Origin of the sequence: Pseudomonas sp. RA_105y_Pfl2_P56, assembly GCF_963970845.1 — a bacterium.
GTDB classification, from domain to species: domain Bacteria; phylum Pseudomonadota; class Gammaproteobacteria; order Pseudomonadales; family Pseudomonadaceae; genus Aquipseudomonas; species Aquipseudomonas baetica_A.
The window spans coordinates 1-21,731 of record NZ_CAXAPL010000064.1 but is presented as its reverse complement, the minus strand read 5'-3'; the positions used below and the strand labels follow the sequence as shown (position 1 = coordinate 21,731).

Here is a 21,731-nt window from a genome sequence, read left to right as displayed (position 1 = left end):
TATCGGCGCTTGGGTGAAAGGAGGAGGGTGAAATCTCCCACGGTCTGTACTGCGCTAACAGTCAGAATCGAGCCTTGTCCCTCCTCCTCCCTTCAAGTCCTACCATACAAGCGGGCTTGCTCGCGAACGCGGTGTGTCATTCGACGATACGTTGACTGAAACGCCGCGTTCGCGAGCAAGCCCGCTCCCGCTTTTTTATGCGTGAATCAGCGAGGCAGGATGTATTTTTCGATCGCTTGGGCGACGCCATCTTCGGTGTTCGGCGCAGTGACCACATCAGCCTGACGCCTCACCGCCTCCTCCGCCTGCCCCATGGCAATCGACAATCCTGCGCAATGGAACATCGCCGGATCATTCCCACCATCCCCGATCGCGGCTGTCTGTTCCAACGGGATGCCAAGATGCGCGGCGATCGTCGCCAGCGCAGTCCCCTTGTGGGCTTCCAGCGCCGTGACGTCCAGATACACCGGTTGCGAACGCGACACCTGTGCCTGACCTTCAACCCTGGGCAGCAAACGCGCCTCCAGTTCGATCAGCAGTTCGGTGTTATTGCTGGTGGCAACGATCTTGTCGATACGCTCCAGATACGGCTCGAAACTCTCGACCACGACCGGCGGATAGCCCAGGCCATGCTGTTCGCGCGGGACCATCGGGCCGTGCGGATCCTTGAGTAACCAGTCGCCACCACTGAACACCCAGATTTCGACATCGGGCTGATCGGCGAACGTTGCCAGTGCCGTCAGCGCAGCGGTGGCCGGAAGATAATGCGCCACCAGCAGGCTGCCGTCAGGATTGACGATGGTGCCGCCATTGAAGGCCGCCGTAGGTAGATCGACGCCCAACGCCTCGATTTGCTGCAACATGGCTTTGGGTGGACGCCCGGTGGCGAGACTGAACAGTACGCCTGCTTCGCGCAATGAACGAACGGCCTCAATGGTGCGCTGGCTCAATGTGTGATCGGGCAGCAACAGTGTGCCGTCCATGTCACTGAGCAAAAAACGGATGGGTTGTTGCCGCGCGTCGTTCATCCGAGACCGTGCCAGACGCGACCATCGCGAGTCAGTAGATCTTCGGCGGCGGTCGGGCCGTCTTCACCGGCGGCATACGTCTGCACGCTGGCGTCCTGTTGCCAGGCATCGAGGAACGGCTGCACGGCGCGCCAGCCGTTCTCGATGTTGTCGGCGCGCTGGAACAGCGTCTGGTCGCCGGTCAGGCAGTCGTAGATCAGCGTTTCGTAGCCGGTCGACGGTTGCATCTCGAAGAAGTCCTTGTAAGCAAACCCCAACTCGATGTTGGCCATGTTGAGGGCCGGGCCCGGGCGCTTGGCCAGCAGGTCGAACCACATGCCTTCGTTGGGCTGGATCTGGATGCGCAGGTAGGTCGGTTGCAACTCGTCAACCTCTGTATCGCGAAACTGCGCATACGGCGCTGGCTTGAAGCAGATGACGATCTCAGTGTCGCGCACGCTCATGCGTTTGCCGGTGCGCAGGTAGAACGGCACGCCGACCCAGCGCCAGTTGTCGATCATGACCTTCAGCGCGACGTAGGTTTCAGTGCTGCTGTCGGGTGACACGTTGGCTTCCTGGCGATAACCGGCCAGCGGCTTCCCTGCGACTTCACCGGCGCTGTACTGCCCACGCACCGAGTTTGCCCTAGCCTCTTCAACCGTCCATGGCCGAATGGCACCGACCACTTTGGCCTTCTCGCCACGCACCGCATCGGCGCCGAACGCCGCCGGGGGTTCCATGGCGACCATCGCCAGCAACTGGAACAGGTGATTGGGCACCATGTCCCGCAAGGCGCCGGTGTGTTCATAAAAACTGCCACGGGTTTCGACACCAACCGTTTCGGCGGCGGTGATTTGTACGTGGTCGATGTAATGATTATTCCAGAAGGCCTCAAACAGGCTGTTGGAAAACCGGCTGACCAGAATGTTCTGCACGGTTTCCTTGCCCAGGTAATGATCGATCCGAAAGATCTGTTTCTCGGACATCACCTTGAGCAAGCAGGCGTTCAACGCTTCGGCCGTTTGCAGATCGGAGCCAAACGGCTTCTCGATCACCACCCTTCTGAATGCTTCGGGGGTTTCTTCAAGCAATTTGGCGACACCCAGGCGGCGCACCACTTCACTGAAGAAACGTGGCGCGGTGGCCAGGTAGAACACCGCATTGCCGGTGCCGCTGTCGGCAATTTTTGCCGCCAGCGCGCTATAAGTGCTGTCGTCCAGGAAATCGCCCTGAACGTAGCTGATACCTTTGGCGAGCTTGGCCCACAAGGCCGGATCAAGCATCTGATCGCCCTTGCCGACTTTCGCCGCCACTTCGGTACGGATGAAGTCTTCGAGCTTTTGCGCGAAGGCTTCATCGGTAATGGCGTTGTGGTCAACACCGACGATCCGCAGACCCTCATCAAGCAAACCGTCGCGACTGAGGTTATACAGCGCCGGCATCAGCAAGCGCTTGACCAGGTCGCCGTGAGCACCGAACAAAAACAGCGTGGTCGGTGGTGCGGGTTCTGCCTTGGATTTTCTGCGGATCGTATGGGTCATTTCTTTGGAGTCTCCACATGGCCGCCGAAGCCGAAGCGTTGGGCCGACAGGATCTTGTCGCCAAAGGTGCCCTGACCGCGCGAGCGGTAGCGCGAGAACAGCGAGTTCGACAGCACGGGCACCGGCACCGCTTGTTCCATGGCCGCTTCGATGGTCCATTGACCTTCGCCGCTGTCTGCGACGGAACCGGAGAACCCGTCGAGTTTCGGGTCACCGGCCAAGGCGTCGGCGGTCAAGTCCAGCAGCCAGGACGACACCACACTGCCACGACGCCAGACTTCGGCGATGTCGGCCACGTTGAGGTCGAAACGCTGATCTTGCGGCAGACGCTCGCTCGACTTGGTCTTGAGGATGTCGAAGCCTTCGGCAAAGGCCGCCATCATGCCGTACTCGATACCGTTGTGAATCATCTTCACGAAGTGCCCGGCACCGGCCGGACCGGCGTGAATGTAGCCGTGCTCGGCACGCTGATCGTCGGACTTGCGATCCTTGGTGCGCGCAATATCGCCCATGCCCGGCGCCAGGGCGGCGAACAATGGATCGAGACGCGTCACGGTTTCGGCGTCGCCGCCGATCATCATGCAGTAGCCGCGCTCCAGGCCCCAGACGCCACCGGAGGTGCCCACGTCGATGTAATGCAAACCTTTCTCGGCCAGGGTCTTCGCCCGGCGAATGTCATCCTTATAGTTGGTGTTGCCGCCGTCGATGATGGTATCGCCGGCCTCAAGCAGGGTGCTCAGGGTTTCGATAGTGTCTTCGGTCGGCGCACCGGCCGGCAGCATGACCCAAACCGCACGCGGCTTGGCCAGGCCGGCGACCAGTGCCGGCAAATCGGCAACGCCCGTAGAGCCCTCGGCGGCCAGGGTGTCGACAAAGGCGGTATTGCGGTCGTAAACAACGGTGGTGTGACCGTTGAGCATCAGGCGCCGCGCAATATTGCCGCCCATGCGGCCCAGTCCAATAATCCCGAGTTGCATGTGCTGATGCTCCTTACTGCAAATAAATGTGTGTCATTGGTTATAGCCCAACGCGACTGATGGAGGTTAGTCCAGAGCGTTGCGATGAAGTTTCCGGGCATTGTGCCCGATCCAGACTGATAACGCCTTGAATCGTGGCGAAGACACACCGACCATGAAAAATAAAAAAGTTCCATTCACCGACAAAAGAAACCAAAATTGGCGCCGATAGTAAGTCAGCACCCCGAATCGGGGACGACTTACAGTTGAGACACGCCATTTGCGAGGTGAGCAATGGGCACAGTACACACAGCAATGCCGCCACAAACCCTGTACGTGACAATCCGTCGCGATGAACTGCGTCAATTGAAAAACGAACGCGACCAATTGAAGCAGGAGTTGGCGCAGTTGCGCCTGCTGACCCAAGGTGCCCAGCCGCAACCTTTGCCGGTCGTTCAGCGTAACCCCCAGGCCTGAATCCCCGCCCCCGCCAGCCCCCCGGGAACGGCAGACGCTGTTCCCGAAACGACCTGCCCCGCACCATGCCAGATCCTCACAAACTTTTCACATTCCCTTGGTAATACTGCGCCCGTTCTGGCCGTACGTACGCGTGCGGCCTTCGTTCGTCGGCTACAGGGATGCTCCGGCGGTAGTTGTCACGAGTGAGCTGGAGCGCCGAATGGCATTGTTCAAACGCAGCAAAACGACTGCGACAGGTTTTGATTGGGCCGGACTTCTCTGGCTGTTCGTGTTTTTCTGGTACTTCTCGGGTATCACCCAACTGCTGATCCAGTTGACCGGCACATCCGGTTTCTCCGGGTTCCGCCAGGCCTTCTTCATGAGCGCGCTGTGGCTGGCGCCAATGCTGATGTTCCCCAAGCGCACAAAAATGCTCGCTGCCATTATTGGCGTAGTGTTGTGGGCCTGCTCGATGGCGAGTCTGGGCTACTTCTTCATCTATCAGCAGGAATTCTCGCAGAGCGTCATCTTCATCATGTTCGAGTCGAACGTGTCCGAAGCCGGCGAGTACATGACCCAGTACTTTGCCTGGTGGATGGTTCCGGCGTTCCTCGCTCACACCGCATTTGCCTATTTCCTTTGGACGCGTTTGCGTCCGGTGCACATGCCCCGTGGCCGCGCGTTCGTGGCCGCAATGGCGATTCTGATCGCCGTAGTGGGTTATCCGCTGGTCAAGCAGACCCTGCGCATGGGCAACGTTGCCCAGGGTTTCGAGAAGTTCGAATCCCGCATCGAGCCTGCCGTGCCATGGCAGATGGCGGTGGCGTATCACCGTTATCTCGACACATTGGCCGACATGCAGGACATGCTGCACAGCGCCAGCAAGATTCCTCCGCTGCACAACCTCAAGGCTGCGAATGCCGATCAGCCTTCCACGCTGGTATTGGTGATCGGTGAATCGACCAACCGTCAGCGCATGAGCCTGTACGGCTACCCACGCAATACCACGCCTGAGCTGGACAAACTCAAGGATCAACTGGCGATCTTCGACAACGTCGTCACCCCTCGCCCATATACCATCGAGGCGTTGCAGCAGGTACTGACTTTCGCTGACGAATTACATCCGGATCTGTACCTGGCCACGCCATCGCTTGTCAGCATGATGAAACAGGCGGGTTACAAGACCTTCTGGATCACCAACCAGCAAACCATGACCAAGCGCAACACCATGCTCACGACTTTCTCCGAACAGGCCGACGAGCAGGTGTACCTGAACAACAACCGCAATCAGAACGCCGCCCAGTACGACGGCGACGTGATCGAGCCATTTAACAAAGCATTGGCCGACGCTGCACCGCGCAAGCTGATCGTCGTGCATCTGCTCGGCACCCACATGAGCTACCAGTACCGCTATCCGCCGAGCTTCGACAAGTTCCAGGATCGCAACGGGGTGCCGGCCGGTGTGCGTGACGATCAGGTGCCGACCTACAACAGCTACGACAACGCCGTGCTGTACAACGACTTTGTGGTGTCGAGCCTGATCAAGGATTACGCCAAATCCGATCCGAATGGTTTCCTGCTTTACCTGTCGGACCACGGTGAAGACGTGTTCGACTCGGTGGGCCACAAGACCTTGGGACGCAACGAAAACAAGCCGACCGCGCCGATGTACACCATTCCGTTCATGGCTTGGGCCTCGCCGAAATGGCGCGAAAACCATGACTGGAACCTCGCCGGCGACCTTCAGCGCCCTTACAGCAGCTCGCATCTGATCCACACTTGGGCCGACATGGCAGGTTTGAGCTTCGATGAGCTCGACCGTAGCAAGAGCCTGGTCAGTGACAGCTTCAAACCCCGTCCACTGCTGATCGGTAACCCCTACCAGCGCCAGCAGAAGGCATTGATCGACTTCAGCCTGATGAAGCCGAAAACGCCCGAAGGTCCGACACGCGCAGTGGTTAAGCAATAAAACCGAGAAGGGGCCGAGACTGGCCCCTTTTTCATGAACGAAATATCTACAAATAATAATAATTCGCGTTTATCACTAAATAGCAGTTCCTCGCTTCGTCTTTGAACAAACGGATTTTTTCTCAAAGACAAGGAGTCGGCTGCGATGCTTGCGCCCATCACCCGTTCAATAACCCTCACTCTCGGCTTCTGTGCAACCGCTCTGAGCCCCGATCTTTTGGCTGAGCCCGAGCCCGATAAAGCCCCGCCGCCAGCGTCTGCGCTGGAACTGGCATCGACCCACGTCACCGCCCAAGGCCTGGGTCGCACCACCGAAAACACCGACGCCTACACCACCGGAGCCATGAGCACCGCGACACGGCTTAATCTGTCGATCAAGCAAACCCCACAATCGGTGTCCGTGGTCACCCGCCAGCAGATGGATGATTTCAAGCTCAGCACGTTATCCGAAGCCATGAGCCAGACCACAGGCATTGTGGTGCAACACAACGACTCGGACCGTGTCAGCTATTCGTCACGCGGTTACTCGATCAACAATTTCCAGATCGACGGGATGCTAAACACCTTTGATCGCATGAAGACCGACGCCGACACCATCATCTACGACCGCATTGAAGTTGTGCGCGGCGCCACAGGCCTGACCACCGGCGCGGGCGATCCCTCGGCGACCATCAACATGGTGCGCAAGCGCCCGACGGCGCAATGGCAGACGCTCGCGGGGGTCAGTGGCGGCAGTTACGACGATTACTACAGCTACGTGGATGTCGGCGGCCCGCTGGCCTTCGAGGGTCGCTTGCGTGGGCGCACCGTGCTGGCTTATCGCGACAGCCAATCGTTTCGCGACAAGTACGCGCTGCAACGCGAAGTCGGCTACGGGATTATTGAGGCGGATCTGAGCGAATCCACCGTGCTGGCGGTGGGTTATGACTATCAGGACAAACAGGTGCAGGGCTCGTCCTGGGGCACCGTGCCCTACTGGAACGCAGACGGTAGCAAGGCCAGGCTCGGTCGATCGACGAATATGGCGACATCCTGGAGTTCGTGGCCGCTCAAGGACAAGACCGCATTCGCCACCCTTAATCAGGAACTGGCGGGAGGATGGCACCTGAAAGCCGCTTACACTCACCGCCAAAGCGACGTAGACGGCAAGGTCTACTACGGTGGGGAAGGTTTTCCCGAGGCTGACCGCAGCGGCATGGTCGCCTATAGCTCGCACATGATCGGCACGCAGAAAATGAACGTCTATGACTTCAACGTTTCAGGCCCTTATTCGCTACTCGGTCGCGAGCACGAAATGATGTTCGGTTACGGCGAGGCCCAGCACCGCTCCTACTCCCCCAAAACCGTCAATGGTCCGCGCGTTGCGGATTACGGCAGCCTAAGCGACTGGAAATACATGGGCGATATCGCCAGGTTCCCCGATACCGTCACCGGACTGACCGGTTCCAAGGGCAGCACCCGTCAGAAGGCTGGCTACATTGCTACCCGCTTGAGCCTGACAGACGAACTGCAGGCCGTGCTCGGTAGTCGTTATGGCAGTTGGGAAGGCAAAAATGCCGATCACTACTATGACGGGAACCTGCAACTGACCAGCGTTGACACAACCCGCCAACACCAAAACGACATCTGGACGCCCTACGCCGGCCTGCTCTATGACCTGACGCCGCAATACACCGCCTACATCAGCTACACCGATATTTTCAAACCACAGAGCAACCGTGACAGCAGCCGCAATTATCTGGAACCGGTCGTTGGCAGCAACTACGAAGTGGGACTCAAAGGCAGTTTGCTCGAAGAACGCCTCAACATGGCAACGGCGCTGTTCTGGAGCAAGCAGGACAACGTTGCCGAAGTCGACAATTCGGTGCCGCCAGACCCCGTCACCCGCGAGCAGTTCTACAAATCCGGCGGCAAGGGCAATAAGGTCAATGGCTTCGAAGCCGAAGTCTCCGGCGAAATCCTCAACGGCTGGAATGTGACCGCCGGTTATACCTACACCCACTCGGCCAACGGCGAAAAAAAGCGCACCCATGAAAACCAGCCACTGCACCTGCTGCGGCTGTCCACGGCATATCGTTTGCCGGGCGAATGGCAAGCGTTGACCGTAGGCGGAGCAGTGAATTGGCAAAGCCGTATTTTCGGCGATTCGAATCGCCCGGTCAGGCGCAATGCTGCGGGTGACTTCGTCACCGAAAATGCCCGAATTCACCAGGGCGCTTACACCGTGGTCAAGCTGATGTCGCGCTATGCAATCGACAAAAACCTCTCGGCCTCGCTGAACGTCGACAACCTGTTCGACAAGAAGTACTACGAGAATGTGGGCTTCTACAACGGTGTGTTCTGGGGCGATCCGCGCACGGTGACGTTGAGTCTGGACTGGAGGCTCTGACGCTGATTGGCGGGACGAGGGGCTTGGTTCAGTCAACCAGTTCCGACTGTTGGCGCAACCATTCAAGCAGTTGGTCAATTTTGTCGGAGGACTTGGTTCTGTGCGGCCATACGAGGTAGTAACTGGACTCGTGGGCAGGTTCCACATCGGTGATCTGTAGGAGCTCTCCGTTATCCAGCAGTTCTTGTACAAGAGTTCTTCTAGTGAGTCCAATGCCCAAGCCTCGGCGAACTCCATCTATCAAGTGAGTCGAGTCTGTAAACTCCATGATCGGGGTTGGGGCGCGCGAATCGCTATCGCCACCTGCCGTGAGCCACAGTGCCCAGCTCTCACTTGAATGAAGGACTGGCCTAGAGAGAGCTTCTTTGACTGTTTTTGGAGGCGACGCGTAAAGCCCGGGCGCCGCAACGAGTATCAAGGAGTCCCCCAGGAAACGAGCGGCATTGACGTCAGGCCACTCGCCGGAGCCGAAGCGGATGGCGCAGTCGAATGCCTCTTCCCGAAAATCAATAAAACTCATTGATGAGTGAAGTTGTAACCGCAGTCCGGGCTTGGTTTTCAGCCAAGAATGTAAACGGGGCATTAACCACCCCATCACAAACGATGGCAAAGACGAGACCCTTATTTCGCTGGGGTTGCTCATCTCCCGAACGCGCCTGGTAGCCGACTCAACTCCCTCCAGCGACTGCCTGAGTTGATAGGCGTAAACCCGGCCTGCCTCTGTAACTTTTGTCCTGCGACCGTGACGCTCAATGAGGCTTATACCGGTGAAAGCCTCCAACGCACGAATCTGATGGCTAACGGCGCCATGAGTAACATGAAGCTCCTCAGCTGCGGCTACCACAGATCCAAGTCTCGCGACGGTGACGAATGCGCGAAGGGCTGCCATCGGTGGAAGATTGCTTTGCATGTTAGCGATTCTCACAAAGCTCGAAAAATAAATCACACATAGACTTTAGGGACACAGCTAACATAGCAGCATCAAAACGCCATCACCACTAGTTAGTTTGTGTTCTTTAAGAGTCTGCCCCATGTTCGTACTGAAATCCACCCACACCCTTTATTTGTCGAACCTCCACGCCAAACATGCTGACACTTACAGATCGTTTGAAGCATTGAAGTCACAAATGGCCATGATCGAATTAAGCCCGTCGGGGGAGATCATAACCGCGAACGCCAAATTTCTTGAAACTTTTAAATATAATCTGGCAGAACTAGTTGGAAAGCACCACCGTATATTTTGCTTGGGAGAATATACTAAAAGCACTGAATACAAAACTTTCTGGCATCGCCTGTCCAACGGAGAAACTTTTAGCGGCAGGTTCAGAAGACTCGACAAAAATGGCGCTGAGAAATGGCTTGAGGCCAGTTACATCCCAATCAAAGATGAACATGACACTGTGATAAAAATAATTAAAATCGCCACTGATATTTCAGCCTCAGTCAAAAAAGAGCATGCCAACAAAAGTTTGATTGAAGCGCTCGACAAGTCGACCGCTACAATTGAATTCGATCTTTCAGGAATCATTATTTCCGCCAACAAGAACTTCCTCAAGGTCACGGGTTACACCCTTCATGAAATTATAGGTAAACACCATAGTATTTTCTGCTCTCACGATTTTGTAAAAAGCCATGATTACCTAGTATTCTGGGAAGGACTCAGAGCAGGAGAATACTCATCAGGCTTATACGCACGAGTGGATAAAAGAGAAAATACGATTTGGCTGAACGCAACGTACAACCCACTATTTAATACCTGCGGCGAACTGTATGGCGTAATAAAAATCGCAACGGATGAGACGTCGGACGTCATCAGGAAAGCTCAAGAAACCGAGGCTGCGAAACTCGCCTACGAAACGTCTATCAAAACGGACAATTCCACCATAGTCGGAAAAGGCGCTATAAAAGATGCTATTACCCTTGTAAATTCCCTCGCCGCCGACATGCGCGATGCTTCGGGCCGTTTCATTGACCTCAGCGAACAGTCAGAGAGAATAAAAACTATCGTTACAGGCATCAAGGGCATTGCAGAGCAAACAAACTTACTTGCTCTTAACGCGGCAATCGAAGCAGCGCGTGCGGGCGAGCAAGGGCGTGGCTTTGCAATCGTCGCTGACGAAGTCAGAAACCTGGCTTTCAGAACGGCAAAAGCGACCTCTGAAATTGTAAGCGTAGTGGATAACAACTGTAAGCTAGCCGAAGAGGCCGTACAGAAAATGATCAGTGGGAGCGCTAAAGCAGAAGAAAGCGCGCGCCTAACCGTTCGCGCGGGTGAGGTTATAGAAGATATCCACTACGGCGCCAAAACAGTCGTAAACGCCATGAATACGCTATCCTTAATTTACGCCTAAAACCCTTCGCACATATTTAACAATCAAGCTTGGTGGCACATTAAAATGCTAATGGGAAACTACAATCCGCTTCTCGTGGCGTTCTCTTTTATTGTCGCGATTCTATCGTCCTACACCGCGTTGGATATGGCAGGCCGTATTATATCGTCTTCTGGATACTATGCAAAAGCATGGCTAGCAGGTGGTGCATTCGCGATGGGACTGGGTATATGGTCCATGCACTTTGTTGGAATGCTGGCGTTCAGCCTACCCATTTCACTTGGTTACGACCTGACACTTACTCTTTGCTCTCTTTTACTGGCCGTTGGGACTTCAGCCTTTGCATTATGGTCAGTGTGCAGAACTCATCTGTCACCACCGCGACTAGTCATAGGAGCTCTCCTGATGGGCGGCGGCATATCGGCGATGCATTACGTTGGTATGGCCGCCATGAAAATGGAACCCGGAATCATCTATGACTGGCGTCTCGTTCTATCATCAATATTCATTGCAATTCTCGCTTCTGCAAGTGCTTTATGGATTACCTTCCAGCTTAAGAACCACAGCAAAACCATTTTTTTACGCCGGGTTGGCGCCGCAGTCGTCATGGGAGGTGCAATCGTCGGAATGCACTATACAGGCATGGCCGCCGCATGGTTCCCGGCAGGTAGTTTCTGTGGAGCAGCCAATCAAGGTATCAATATCGGCTGGCTAGCTGTTCTTGTTATTGTTGTATCTCTGTTTGTCATTAGCATCGCACTCATAATATCCGTTCTGGACTTAAAGATGGAGCAACGTACAAAAAAAATCTCCAAATCTCTAGACATTGCCAACAGCGAATTACTACAGCTTGCGCTTTATGACCCATTAACCAAGCTTTCCAATCGAACAGCAATGAACGAAAAAATTGACCAAGCGATACGATCAGCAATTAAACACGAAACAAAACTTGCTGTTATTTTTTTAGATCTTGACGGATTCAAATCTGTAAATGATGAATACGGACATCATGTAGGCGATCAGCTCCTGGTGATGGCCGCGAGCAAAATAAAGCACATCGTTCGCACCGAAGATACAATAGCAAGACTCGGCGGCGATGAATTTGTTGTGATGGTTAAAATCAAAAGCATCAACGACGCGGCCACAATAGCCTCCAAATTAATTGACGCTCTCCAGTCACCCAACCATCTTGCTGATCATGTTTTGTCAATTTCAGCAAGCGCTGGAATTGCCATTTACCCTGACCACGCTAAAGACCAACATGAACTACTTGTGCACGCCGATGCCGCCATGTATCACGCCAAAGAAAATGGACGCAATAGCTATTGCTTTTTCGACTCCGCGATGAATGCAAATGTAAAGCACAACCAACAAATTCTTCAGGAACTGCGACAGGTCATTACGCGGGGAGAGTTGGAACTTTACTACCAGCCAAAATTTTCTGCCCCTAAAGGACCAATCGTTGGTACCGAAGCGCTTCTGAGATGGCGGCATCCTATCCGCGGATTGATTCCACCAATGGAATTCCTGCCATTGGCAGAAAAAACAGGACTTATAATTGCCATCGGCAACTGGGTACTTGACGAGGCCTGTCGACAACTTCGAAGTTGGCACGACAGTGGATTTAGTTCTTGGAATATAGCGGTGAATCTTTCTGCTGTTCAGTTCTCGCATCCTGAACTTTTGGCAAGCATCGAAAATGCACTGTATAAACACAACATAGAGCCGCGCTACCTGACTCTGGAGATCACCGAATCTACAGCGATGAAGGATATTAATTCGAGTTTGAAAATTCTCGACAAATTAGCCGCCATGGGTATATGCATTTCCATTGATGACTTCGGTACTGGGCATTCGAGCCTCATGTATCTAAAGCAACTACCCGCTAAAGAGTTAAAAATTGACAAAGGTTTTCTGAGTAACTTCTCTGACAACAGTGAAAGTGCGGCAATCATCTCCAAAATCGTCGAACTTGGCCAGATTTTGGGGATGAAAATAGTGGCTGAAGGCGTCGAGACTCAAGAGCAGCAGTCAATGTTGACAAGCCTTGGGTGCGACACTCTTCAAGGCTTTTTGCTGGGCCATCCTGTTACGGCTGGTGAGATGCTGACCTTGGCACGCAACGCGCTGACGCTGGAAGAGATGTCCAATTGGCAGTAGCTACCCGAAGGGCCTTCGCAGGCTCGGCCATGGCTTGGAGATAGCCAGTTGGGCGCCCTCTCGAGGCGCCTTTTTTTACGACTACAGTTCCTTGATCCAGTACAGCATGCGCCCATGAGCCGGGTCGAACATGCCAGGGGCGAAGCCGAATTTGCTGTAGGCGTTCTGTGCCACGGCGTTGCCTTCCAGCACTTCGAGGGTGATCTTGCAGCAGCCGCGCTGCCGGGCAATTTCCTCGACTTTGTGCAGCATCTTCTGGCTCAACCCCAAGCCGCGAAATGTGCTGATCACTGCCACATCGTGGACGTTGATCAAGGGTTTGCAGGCGAACGTGGAAAACCCTTCAAAACAGGTCACCAGCCCTGCCGGCTCGCCACCGACAAACGCCAACACGCTGAATGCGTGCGGGCGGCGCGCCAGTTCTTCGGGTAGCCGTCGCAATAATTCAGGATCGAGCGAATGGCCGCCACCCATCGGGTCTTCGGCATAGTGGTTGAGCACCACGCCGATGGCCTCGGCATGCAGTGGATTGGTGTAGCTGGCTTGAAGCACAAGAATTTCTGCGGAATCCATTTCCATCCCCGAACACACAAAAGCCCCGGCGCGCAAAGTGCGTACTGAAAGGCTGCTGCGACATTAGCGCGGGGGCCTGCGCGGCGACAACCGGCACGTCAAAAATTATTGTTCAGAGCCCCAGGATCAACTCTTGTGTCCAACCGGCTTCGGCGAAATCCTGCGCACGCAACCCGGCATCGCCCACGCAAAGGAATTCGTTCGAATGATGGATGGCGGCGGGGTCATGGTCATGGTGGCGCCCTTTTCATTCAAGCGTCGGCAAAACGCTGCAACTGCATCTCCTGCAAGCGACTGAGCGTGCGGCGGAACGGGAACTGCAGATAGCCCTCGGTATACAGCGACTCCATCGGCACCTGCGCCTCGACGTACAGCGGCACCTTGCGGTCGTAGCACTCGTCAACCAGGGCGATGAAGCGCCGTACGCCATCGTCGTGAACCGACAGCTGCGGCAATTGCCGATCGCCCGCCACTACCCGCTCGGCGCCATCTTCGGTGCCACGAGCGATACGGCCCTCGCGTTTCTGCGCGCTGAGGTTCGGCACGTCGCTCACCACAATAGCCCGGTAACGGTCGCACAGCGTGATGAAATCCATGGCGGCGAAGGGTTGCTCGCACAGATCAGCGTAACGACACCACAACACCGTTTCAGTGCTTTGCACCACGTTCAACAGCCGATGGCCGACCGTCACGGGATCAGTACGAGAGGATTGCCCCTCCGTCAGCGCTTCAAAGACTTGTTTCAAGGCGCTGGCCTCGCCTTGTATAGCGACAAAATAACGCTGCTGGATCGCGCCCGGATGCAAGCGATGATCCTCGGCGCCGTTCACCGCCACCACTTGCATATGCGTTTTGATCGCGGCGATTGCCGGGACAAAACGGTCGCGATTGAAGCCGTCGGCGTACAAATCATCCGGCGGCAGGTTGGAGGTACAGACAATCACCACGCCTTCGTCGAACATCACCTGAAACAGCCGACCGAGAATGATCGCGTCGCCGATGTCGTTGACGAACAACTCATCGAAACACAGCACCCGCACCTCGGCGGCTAACTCTTTAGCCAGCGCCCGCAGCGGATCGGCGATCCCGGTCAATTGAAACGAGCGCTGGTGCACCCAGCCCATGAAGTGATGGAAGTGTTGACGCCGCGCCGGCACTCGCAGGCTCTGATAAAACTGATCCATCAGCCAGGTCTTGCCGCGCCCGACCGGCCCCCACAGATAGACGCCAGTGACCGAACGCGCATCGGCATGCAGGGCTTCATGGCATTTTTGCAGCGCAAAGACGGCATGTTCCTGAGCTTCATCCTGGATGAAGCCCTTGTGTTCGATGGCATGCTGCCAGGCGCTTAGAGGGGAGTCGAAAGTCATGCGCGGGAGTATGCCACGATGGCCTTCTGCATCCTGTGGCTTTTTCTGTGGGCGCGGGCTTGCTCGCGCCCACAGGGGCCATTGATGTTTTAGAGGTCGACTTTGTGTTTGGCGGCGTACAGGCAGAGCATTTCCATGGCCAATGTCGCTGCCGCCAAGGAAGTCACTTGCGCATGATCGTAAGCCGGGGCCACTTCAACGACGTCCATGCCCGTTTCCAGCACTTCGCAAGTATCGAAGGTGTCATAGCGCACATGAATGCCGGTTTCCCGCTCAAAACGCTGCAAGGTTGCCGGCGGCACGTAATCGGCCCAACTATAGAGGTTGAGGGTCTTGTCCTCAGCGTGGGCATGGATGGCCACGGACAACAACAGCGCGGGGAAACACAGCCTGGATAGGGGAGGCATGATCAGCCAGCAAATGGCCAAACTGGAAACTCGCTTGGGTTATCGCCTGTGCAGCCGTGGCAATAGCGGGTGCAGCGTCACGCCCAAGGGCGAGCAACTGCTGATCGCCATCCGCACGTTGTTTGAATCGATTGAAGTCTTTCGTCATCAATCCAACGGTGTTGCCGGGCGCCTGATCGGTGAGGTGCGTTTGGGCATTTGCGAGGCCGTTGATCAATCGGTCTTGCAGCGGGTCGCCGAAACGATCCGACGCTTTCGCGAGCGAGATGAATCTGTGCGCATCGAGTTGATCAGCGCGATGCCCGGCGAGATGGAGCGTTTACTGCTGTAACAGCGGCTGTGCGCAACAGGTCACCCGCTGTTTACCGACGATGCCCCCAGCGATGCGCAGATTGCCTTTGAAGAGGATTTGCTCCACGCGTTTGCTTGAATCGATTTGGCAGGCGCCCCACAAAAGCTGACCTTTCAGGCAGTTTTATTGCGTTGCCCTCGCCGCCCTCTTCCGGCATTCTGCGCCTCCATTTTCTGACCCGGCCCCGCCTCACGGCGCGCAAAACACCATGACCGCCTCTGAAAAAGCCCCGCGCAACAACGATCTGATCTACGGCCTAAACGACCGACCGAACCTCACCGCCACGGTATTTGCCGCGTTGCAACATGTGCTGGCGAGCTTCGTTGGCATCATCACGCCGACCCTGATCATGGGCGGTGCTCTCGGTCTGCAAAGCGAAATCCCCTACCTGATCAGCATGGCGCTGTTCGTCTCCGGCCTCGGCACTTTCGTGCAAGCCAAGCGATTCGGCCCGGTAGGCTCAGGTCTGTTATGCCTGCAAGGCACCAGTTTTTCTTTTATCAGCGTGATCCTCAGTGCCGGGTTCATGGTCAAGGCACGGGGCGGTGGTACTGACGAGATTCTTTCAACGATCTTCGGTGTGTGCTTTTTCGCCGCGTTCATTGAAGTGGTGCTGAGCCAATTCATCGGCAAGTTGCGCATGCTGATCACCCCGGTGGTGACCGGCACGATCATCACGCTGATGGGCCTGTCGCTGATCAAAGTGGCGATGACCGACATTGCCGGCGGCTTCGGCGCGGCGGATCTGGGCGCGGCCAGCCATCTCTTTCTGGCGGCGCTGGTACTGGGCACCATCGTGGTGCTGAACCGGGTCGATGTGCCGTTCCTGCGTTTGGGCGCGATTGTGATCGGCCTGACCTTCGGCTACGTCGTCGCGTGGCTGATGGGCACCGTCGATTTCGCCAGTTTGCCCCAAGTGCCGCTGGTTAGCGTGCCCGTGCCGTTCAAGTACGGTTTCAACTTCGATTGGGTGGCGTTCGTGCCGGTGGCGGTGATTTTCCTGGTGTCACCGCTGGAGGCGGCGGGCGATCTGACCGCCAACTCGATGATCTCCCGGCAGCCGGTCAAAGGCCCGCTGTACATCCGCCGGATCAAGTCCGGGCTGCTCGCCGACGGTCTCAACTCGGCCATGGCCGCCGTGTTCAACAGCATGCCGATGGTGACGTTCGCCCAGAACAACGGCGTGATTCAGCTCACCGGCGTGGCCAGCCGCTATGTGGCGTTCTTTATTGCCGGCCTGCTGGTGGTGTTGGGGTTATTCCCGATGATTGGCGCGGTGCTGCAACTGATGCCCAAGCCGGTACTCGGCGGCGCCGAACTGGTGATGTTCGGCACCGTGGCCGTGGCCGGGATCAAGATCCTCGCCGAGGCTGGCCTGCATCGGCGCAACATGCTGATCGTGGCGATCTCCCTCGGCATGGGCCTGGGCATCGCTGCCGTGCCGCAAGTCCTGCGCGAGTTGCCACAAGCACTGCGCAACATCTTCGAATCGCCGATCACCGTCGGTGCGTTGTGCGCTATCGTGCTGAACATCTTCCTGCCGGAAGAATTCATCGAACTGGAAGAAGATGACTTCGACCCGGAAGCCTCTATTCTTCAGGTCATGGAAAACCCGGACGTTGCGGCCAAAGGTGAACCTGCCTCACTGGCGGCTGTCGCACAGTTGAACCGCTAAACGCTACGCCTGCGAAAAAGGGCTGAGCCGGCAACGGTTCAGCCCTTTTTTGTTGAGAGACTGTTTATGCGCCGCCTCCACGCCGTCATCCTGTCCCTGCTTGTGCTTTCCCTCAGTGCCTGCGCGCTGTTCCCCAACCGCGACCCGGTGAACATCAATGTGGTCGGTATCGAACCGCTGGCCAGTCAGGATCTGGAAGTACGCTTCGCCATCAAATTGCGCGTGCAAAACCCTAACGAAACCGCGATCGACTACAACGGCATTGCCTTGGATCTGGAGGTCAACGGCCATTCACTGGCCTCCGGCGTGAGCGACCAGAGCGGCTCGATTGCGCGGTTCTCCGAAGCCATCGTCAGCGTACCGGTCAGCGTTTCGGCGTTTTCCGTTCTGCGCCAGACCCTCGGCCTGAGCCAGACGCAAACCCTCGACAACCTGCCCTACGTGCTGCGCGGCAAGCTCGCGGGCGGCTTGTTCGGCACCATGCGCTTTGTCGACAGCGGCAAACTCAGCCTGCCCAAGACCAGCGCCGCGACGTGGTAAAAATGCGTTAACCTGGCACGTTCAACAAAGACACTCATTGAGGCCGCAGTTTCATGGAAGAAACACCGACGTTAAACACCGAACGGCTGGTCCTGCGCCCACTGCAACTGGCGGATGCAGAAGCCGTGCAGCAAGCATTTGCACATTGGGAGGTGGTTCGCTACCTCAATGCCGCCGTCCCGTGGCCGTACCCCGAGGATGGCGCCCTCACCTACCTGCGCGACATTGCGTTGCCGGCAGCAGCGGCCGGCACGCAATGGCACTGGTCGATTCGGCTGAAGTCCGCCCCCGAACAATTGATCGGCAGCATCAGCCTGATGGATCAACAGGACAACAACCGAGGGCTCTGGCTGACGCCGCAGTGGCAAGGTCAGGGCTTGATGACAGAGGCCTGCGCGGTGGTCAACGATTACTGGTTCAAAACCCTTGGGCGCCCACTGATGCGTGTGCCAAAAGCGGCACCGAACATTGGCTCGCGCAAGCTCTCAGAGCGTGCCGGGATGCGCCTGATTCGTACCGATGAAGATGATTTCGTCAGCGGCCGCTTCCCCCAGGAAACCTGGGAAATCACCCGCGAAGAATGGCTGCACCCGCGATAACCCCGAACACAACACAAACCCCCTGTGGGAGCGGGCTTGCTCGCGAAGACGGCGTAACAGACAACATCACTGTTGAACGTAAACACGCTTTCGCGAGCAAACACGCTCACACAGGTTTTTTATCAGACGGTGAAACGCACGCCAGGTTTGGCCCGTTCGTCCACGCTCAGCTCGAAGATATCCGGCCGGGCGTAATGGCCAACCACATCGTAGTCATATCGCGCGCGCACCAACTCGTCAGTGTCGATTTCGGCAGTGAGCAACCCCGCCTCGCCGCGCAATGGCCCCGCCAACACATCGCCCATCGGGCCGACGATCACACTGCCCCCGGCAATCAACGGACGATCCGCCGGCCAGTTGGCAATCTCCACGCCCAGTTCATTCGGTGAGGCTTGCACCTGACAGGCGCTGACCACAAAGCAACGGCCCTCATGGGCGATGTGGCGCATGCTGACCTGCCACATCTCGCGCTCATCGACGGTCGGGGCGCACCAGACCTCCACGCCCTTGGCGTACATCGCCGTGCGCAGCAACGGCATCATGTTTTCCCAGCACACCAGCGCACCAAGCTTACCGACCTGACTGTCGAGCACCGGCAACGTCGAGCCATCGCCCTTGCCCCAAATCAGCCGTTCCGTGCCGGTGGGCATCAGTTTGCGGTGTTTGGCGAGCAGCCCGGCCTGCGGATCGAAGTACAGCGCCGTGCAATACAGCGTGCTGCCGGCGCGCTCGATCACGCCGATCACCAGATTGGTCCCGGTGCGCGCAGATAACCCGGCGAGCGCTTCGGTTTCCACCCCCGGCACATCGATGGCGTTGGCGAAATATCGCGCATACGCCTCGCGACCTTCGGGCAAGCGATACCCCAGTTGCGTGCCAAAAGCCTCACCTTTCGGATACCCGCCGAGCAAAGCTTCGGGCATCACCACCAGCGCCGCGCCGGATTCAGCGATCGCCGCTTCCCAACTGAGAATCTGTTCCAGGGTGTCGCCTTTGCCACCGGGCAAGGCGCCGATTTGCAGCGCAGCAACGATTGATTTAGGCATGACGCTCACTCCATCAAGATCAGGTGTTGCTGATTCTCCAGCGCGGCGTGATCATGAATAAAGCCCCGTTTACTGCTGAATGATATGAGCCATATGAATATCACCACCGTCGACCTCAACCTGCTCAAAGTCTTCGAAGCCCTGCATGAAGAGTCGAGTGCCAGCCGCGCGGCGCTGCGTCTGGGCGTGACGCAATCGGCGGTCAGCGCGGCATTGCGCCGTTTGCGCGAGGTCTATGGCGATCAATTGTTTGTCCGCACCGGGCGCGGCCTGGCGCCGACGCTCAAGGCCAATCAACTGAAACCGGTGGTCAGCGAGGCGCTGAACAAATGCCGGCAAAGCCTGGCGATGGTCGATCCCGCAGCCAATCAGTATGAAGGCCGTTCCGTCACGGTGGGCCTGTCGGACGATTTCGAGATCGCCTACGGCCGGCGCTTGATCGAAGAAATCGCCCGAAGCGCACCGAAACTGCGACTGATCTTCCGTCAGACCCACAGCCAGATCGTCGCCCGCGCCCTGATGGAGCGCAGCATCGACCTGGCGATCACCGCTGGCGGTTTTGCCGAACGCCTGCTCAGCCGTCAGGTGTTGGGTGAAGGGGGTTATGCGTGCCTGGTCGATCCGGTGAGCCTTGCGCCCGGCCAGCAACAGATCGCTCTGCAAGAGTTTGTCGCCCGCGAGCACATTCTGGTGTCGTCCGGTGGTTTTATCGGGATCACCGATGAAGGGCTCGCGGCGCTGGGCTTGAGTCGCCGGGTGTGTGCCTCGACAACGCATTTCGCGGCGCTGCCGTACCTGCTCAAGGGCAGTCAGGCGGTGGCGACGATCCCGGCACATGCCGCCGAGCGCATCGCCGCACTCAGCGGTCTGGCGCTACTGGCCTGCCCGCTGGCCTTGCCGCGTTATCCGATTGAACTGGGCTGGCGCACCAGCACACAGATCGATCCCGTGGTGGTCAAGGTCCGCGAGGCGATTGCAGCCTGCTTCAGGTAAAACGCGTTACTTGTTGGCGGCCATCAAGCGGTTGACTTCACTGCGCACCATATTGGCAAACTCCGGCGGCGACATGCCGTCCAGCTCAGCCCGGACCCACTCGGCCCATTTGCCCTTGCGCTTGGCGCGTTCGCCGAACAAACGCGCGGCTTCGCCTTTGGCTTTGCCCAGATTGTTCTGCCAGAGTTCGAACAGACGGGATTTCTCGTCTTCCAGCGCGGCGCGCTCTGCGAGGGATTTGTCGGCCAGATTGAAACTCATGGGGAATTATCCTGCTGCGTAAAATGGCGACATCTTACACGCTCGGCGGAAATCTCCCGTGCAGGTTTTTGTCACTGAGCTAAATTCAGTGCAACTTTTTAGCTGACGCCGGACTCCATTGATCACTGTCCATTCACCTGCAAGGAGTCACCCAATGGCCCGCAAATCCGCCGCGCAAAACGCCGAGGATCAAATCAAGGATCAAGCCTTCAGCGAACTTCAGGCGCTGATCGAAGAGTCCGACAAACTGCTCAAGAGCAGTGCTTCACTGGTTGGCGAGGAAGCGGAGAACTTGCGCGGCCAAATCACTCTGAAACTGCAGCAAGCGCTGGATTCGGTATCGAGCGTGCGCGATCGCACCAAACCGGCCATCGATGCCACCGAGAACTACATCGGTGGCCATCCGTGGCAGACCGTGGCCATCTCGGCCGGTTTCGGTCTGGTGGTCGGTTTGTTGCTCGGTCGCCGCTAAGCCCCGTGCGACATGAAAAAGGCGAGTCCGGTGACTCGCCTTTTTCATGTCGGCTGTCTCGTCCTGAATAAGGTTTACACCTTCTGGCTTCTTATCAGGAGGGTGCAATGGATACGGGCGCAAAACGTAGTCAGCGCGATTACACGCTGACTTTTAAATTGTCAGTTGTCGACCAAGTAGAAAAAGGCGAGTTGAGTTATAAAGAGGCTCAACGGCGCTACGGGATCCAGGGCCGGTCGACGGTGTTGGTTTGGTTACGCAAGCATGGTCGACAAGATTGGAGCCAAGGCGCCTCCATCCGTACCCAGAGGACTCGACCGATGGACGAGCCAACTTTGCCTTTGACCCCCGAGCAGAGAATCAAAGAGCTTGAGGAGCAACTGGCACTGGCAAATCAGAAAGCCAAATTTTTCGAAGATGTGGTCGATGTCCTGAAGAACGACTACGGCGCATCCATTGTAAAAAAGCGGCCCGGCAAGTCGTTGCGCAAACCCAAACCCTGAGTGTCAGCAGGGCTTGCCAGTTTATGGGGATCAGTCGCCAAGCCTTTTACAAGCGTGATCGGGCCTATCGGGCCCGAGTCGATCAAGATCAACGCCTGATCAAGTTCGTGCAGGAAGTCCGTGTGCGCCA

19 protein-coding genes and 3 pseudogenes are annotated in these 21,731 nt (G+C 56.8%); 13 read left to right on the top strand and 9 right to left on the bottom strand.

Annotated features, from left to right (window positions below; translation table 11 throughout):
- Window positions 1–206 precede the first annotated feature (206 nt).
- The 3 genes from AACY11_RS27080 to gnd are packed head-to-tail and all read right to left on the bottom strand — an operon-like array spanning window position 207 to window position 3,525.
- Window positions 207–1,028 (bottom strand): HAD family hydrolase, encoded by an 822-nt coding sequence (locus AACY11_RS27080; RefSeq protein ID WP_339496155.1) that lies wholly within the window; start codon window positions 1,026–1,028, stop codon window positions 207–209.
- Complete coding sequence (gene zwf / locus AACY11_RS27075) at window positions 1,025–2,548, bottom strand: glucose-6-phosphate dehydrogenase (protein ID WP_339465722.1); 1,524 nt, start codon at window positions 2,546–2,548, stop codon at window positions 1,025–1,027. Before zwf ends, AACY11_RS27080 begins: the two co-directional genes overlap by 4 nt.
- A complete protein-coding gene (gene gnd, locus AACY11_RS27070; protein WP_339465725.1) occupies window positions 2,545–3,525 on the bottom strand; it encodes a phosphogluconate dehydrogenase (NAD(+)-dependent, decarboxylating) in 981 nt (326 codons plus the stop codon). Before gnd ends, zwf begins: the two co-directional genes overlap by 4 nt.
- Before the next feature lie 273 nt (window positions 3,526–3,798).
- On the opposite strand from gnd, the gene AACY11_RS27065 reads away from it, so the two are divergent.
- The 3 genes from AACY11_RS27065 (at window position 3,799) to AACY11_RS27055 (ending at window position 8,320) form a co-directional block, all read left to right on the top strand.
- Window positions 3,799–3,981, top strand: coding sequence for a DUF6026 family protein (locus AACY11_RS27065; protein ID WP_221731650.1), 183 nt, complete (start codon window positions 3,799–3,801; stop codon window positions 3,979–3,981).
- Between the two features lie 202 nt (window positions 3,982–4,183).
- Window positions 4,184–5,932, top strand: coding sequence for a phosphoethanolamine transferase CptA (locus AACY11_RS27060; RefSeq protein WP_339465728.1), 1,749 nt, complete (start codon window positions 4,184–4,186; stop codon window positions 5,930–5,932).
- 144 nt (window positions 5,933–6,076) lie between these two features.
- Window positions 6,077–8,320, top strand: coding sequence for a TonB-dependent siderophore receptor (locus AACY11_RS27055; RefSeq protein ID WP_339496154.1), 2,244 nt, complete (start codon window positions 6,077–6,079; stop codon window positions 8,318–8,320).
- A gap of 28 nt (window positions 8,321–8,348) precedes the next feature.
- Here AACY11_RS27055 and AACY11_RS27050 read toward each other — a convergent pair whose 3' ends face one another.
- Window positions 8,349–9,230, bottom strand: coding sequence for a LysR substrate-binding domain-containing protein (locus AACY11_RS27050; RefSeq protein ID WP_339496153.1), 882 nt, complete (start codon window positions 9,228–9,230; stop codon window positions 8,349–8,351).
- A gap of 121 nt (window positions 9,231–9,351) precedes the next feature.
- Here AACY11_RS27050 and AACY11_RS28535 point away from each other — a divergent pair.
- The 3 genes and pseudogenes from AACY11_RS28535 to AACY11_RS27040 form a co-directional block, all read left to right on the top strand.
- Window positions 9,352–10,110 (top strand): annotated as a pseudogene (locus AACY11_RS28535) (PAS domain-containing protein); the annotation flags it as partial.
- 153 nt (window positions 10,111–10,263) lie between these two features.
- Complete coding sequence (locus tag AACY11_RS28530; protein ID WP_445261990.1) at window positions 10,264–10,671, top strand: methyl-accepting chemotaxis protein; 408 nt, start codon at window positions 10,264–10,266, stop codon at window positions 10,669–10,671.
- Between the two features lie 45 nt (window positions 10,672–10,716).
- A complete protein-coding gene (locus AACY11_RS27040) occupies window positions 10,717–12,810 on the top strand; it encodes a putative bifunctional diguanylate cyclase/phosphodiesterase (RefSeq protein ID WP_339496150.1) in 2,094 nt (697 codons plus the stop codon).
- Window positions 12,811–12,891: 81 nt separating this feature from the next.
- Here AACY11_RS27040 and AACY11_RS27035 read toward each other — a convergent pair whose 3' ends face one another.
- The 3 genes from AACY11_RS27035 to AACY11_RS28525 all read right to left on the bottom strand — a co-directional run bounded on the left by AACY11_RS27035 (window position 12,892) and on the right by AACY11_RS28525 (window position 15,160).
- Complete coding sequence (locus AACY11_RS27035) at window positions 12,892–13,383, bottom strand: GNAT family N-acetyltransferase (protein ID WP_339465732.1); 492 nt, start codon at window positions 13,381–13,383, stop codon at window positions 12,892–12,894.
- Window positions 13,384–13,634: 251 nt separating this feature from the next.
- The gene (gene zapE / locus AACY11_RS27030; RefSeq protein WP_339496149.1) at window positions 13,635–14,753 is read right to left on the bottom strand and encodes a cell division protein ZapE; all 1,119 of its coding nucleotides are present in this window, start codon (window positions 14,751–14,753) and stop codon (window positions 13,635–13,637) included.
- An 89-nt stretch (window positions 14,754–14,842) separates the two neighbouring features.
- Window positions 14,843–15,160: an arginase family protein gene (locus AACY11_RS28525; RefSeq protein WP_445261493.1), complete on the bottom strand. Its 318-nt coding sequence runs from the start codon at window positions 15,158–15,160 to the stop codon at window positions 14,843–14,845.
- 1 nt (window position 15,161) lies between these two features.
- Here AACY11_RS28525 and AACY11_RS27015 point away from each other — a divergent pair.
- The 4 genes and pseudogenes from AACY11_RS27015 to AACY11_RS27000 form a co-directional block, all read left to right on the top strand.
- Window positions 15,162–15,488: pseudogene (locus AACY11_RS27015) on the top strand (LysR family transcriptional regulator); the annotation flags it as partial.
- A gap of 232 nt (window positions 15,489–15,720) precedes the next feature.
- Complete coding sequence (locus AACY11_RS27010; RefSeq protein ID WP_339496148.1) at window positions 15,721–17,187, top strand: nucleobase:cation symporter-2 family protein; 1,467 nt, start codon at window positions 15,721–15,723, stop codon at window positions 17,185–17,187.
- 66 nt (window positions 17,188–17,253) lie between these two features.
- Window positions 17,254–17,727 (top strand): LEA type 2 family protein, encoded by a 474-nt coding sequence (locus AACY11_RS27005; RefSeq protein ID WP_339465738.1) that lies wholly within the window; start codon window positions 17,254–17,256, stop codon window positions 17,725–17,727.
- A 53-nt stretch (window positions 17,728–17,780) separates the two neighbouring features.
- On the top strand, window positions 17,781–18,326 hold the full coding sequence (locus AACY11_RS27000; RefSeq protein WP_339465741.1) for a GNAT family N-acetyltransferase: 546 nt from the start codon (window positions 17,781–17,783) through the stop codon (window positions 18,324–18,326).
- 122 nt (window positions 18,327–18,448) lie between these two features.
- On the opposite strand, the gene AACY11_RS26995 is transcribed toward AACY11_RS27000, so the two are convergent.
- On the bottom strand, window positions 18,449–19,372 hold the full coding sequence (locus tag AACY11_RS26995; RefSeq protein ID WP_339496146.1) for a carbon-nitrogen hydrolase family protein: 924 nt from the start codon (window positions 19,370–19,372) through the stop codon (window positions 18,449–18,451).
- A gap of 84 nt (window positions 19,373–19,456) precedes the next feature.
- Here AACY11_RS26995 and AACY11_RS26990 point away from each other — a divergent pair, with 84 nt between their 5' ends.
- Window positions 19,457–20,365, top strand: coding sequence for a LysR family transcriptional regulator (locus AACY11_RS26990; protein ID WP_339465745.1), 909 nt, complete (start codon window positions 19,457–19,459; stop codon window positions 20,363–20,365).
- 6 nt (window positions 20,366–20,371) lie between these two features.
- On the opposite strand, the gene AACY11_RS26985 is transcribed toward AACY11_RS26990, so the two are convergent.
- The gene (locus tag AACY11_RS26985) at window positions 20,372–20,626 is read right to left on the bottom strand and encodes a hypothetical protein (protein ID WP_038363082.1); all 255 of its coding nucleotides are present in this window, start codon (window positions 20,624–20,626) and stop codon (window positions 20,372–20,374) included.
- A gap of 154 nt (window positions 20,627–20,780) precedes the next feature.
- Between AACY11_RS26985 and AACY11_RS26980 the strand changes: the two genes are divergently transcribed.
- On the top strand, window positions 20,781–21,098 hold the full coding sequence (locus tag AACY11_RS26980) for a DUF883 family protein (protein WP_339465752.1): 318 nt from the start codon (window positions 20,781–20,783) through the stop codon (window positions 21,096–21,098).
- A 107-nt stretch (window positions 21,099–21,205) separates the two neighbouring features.
- Window positions 21,206–21,731 (top strand): annotated as a pseudogene (locus AACY11_RS26975) (helix-turn-helix domain-containing protein); the annotation flags it as partial.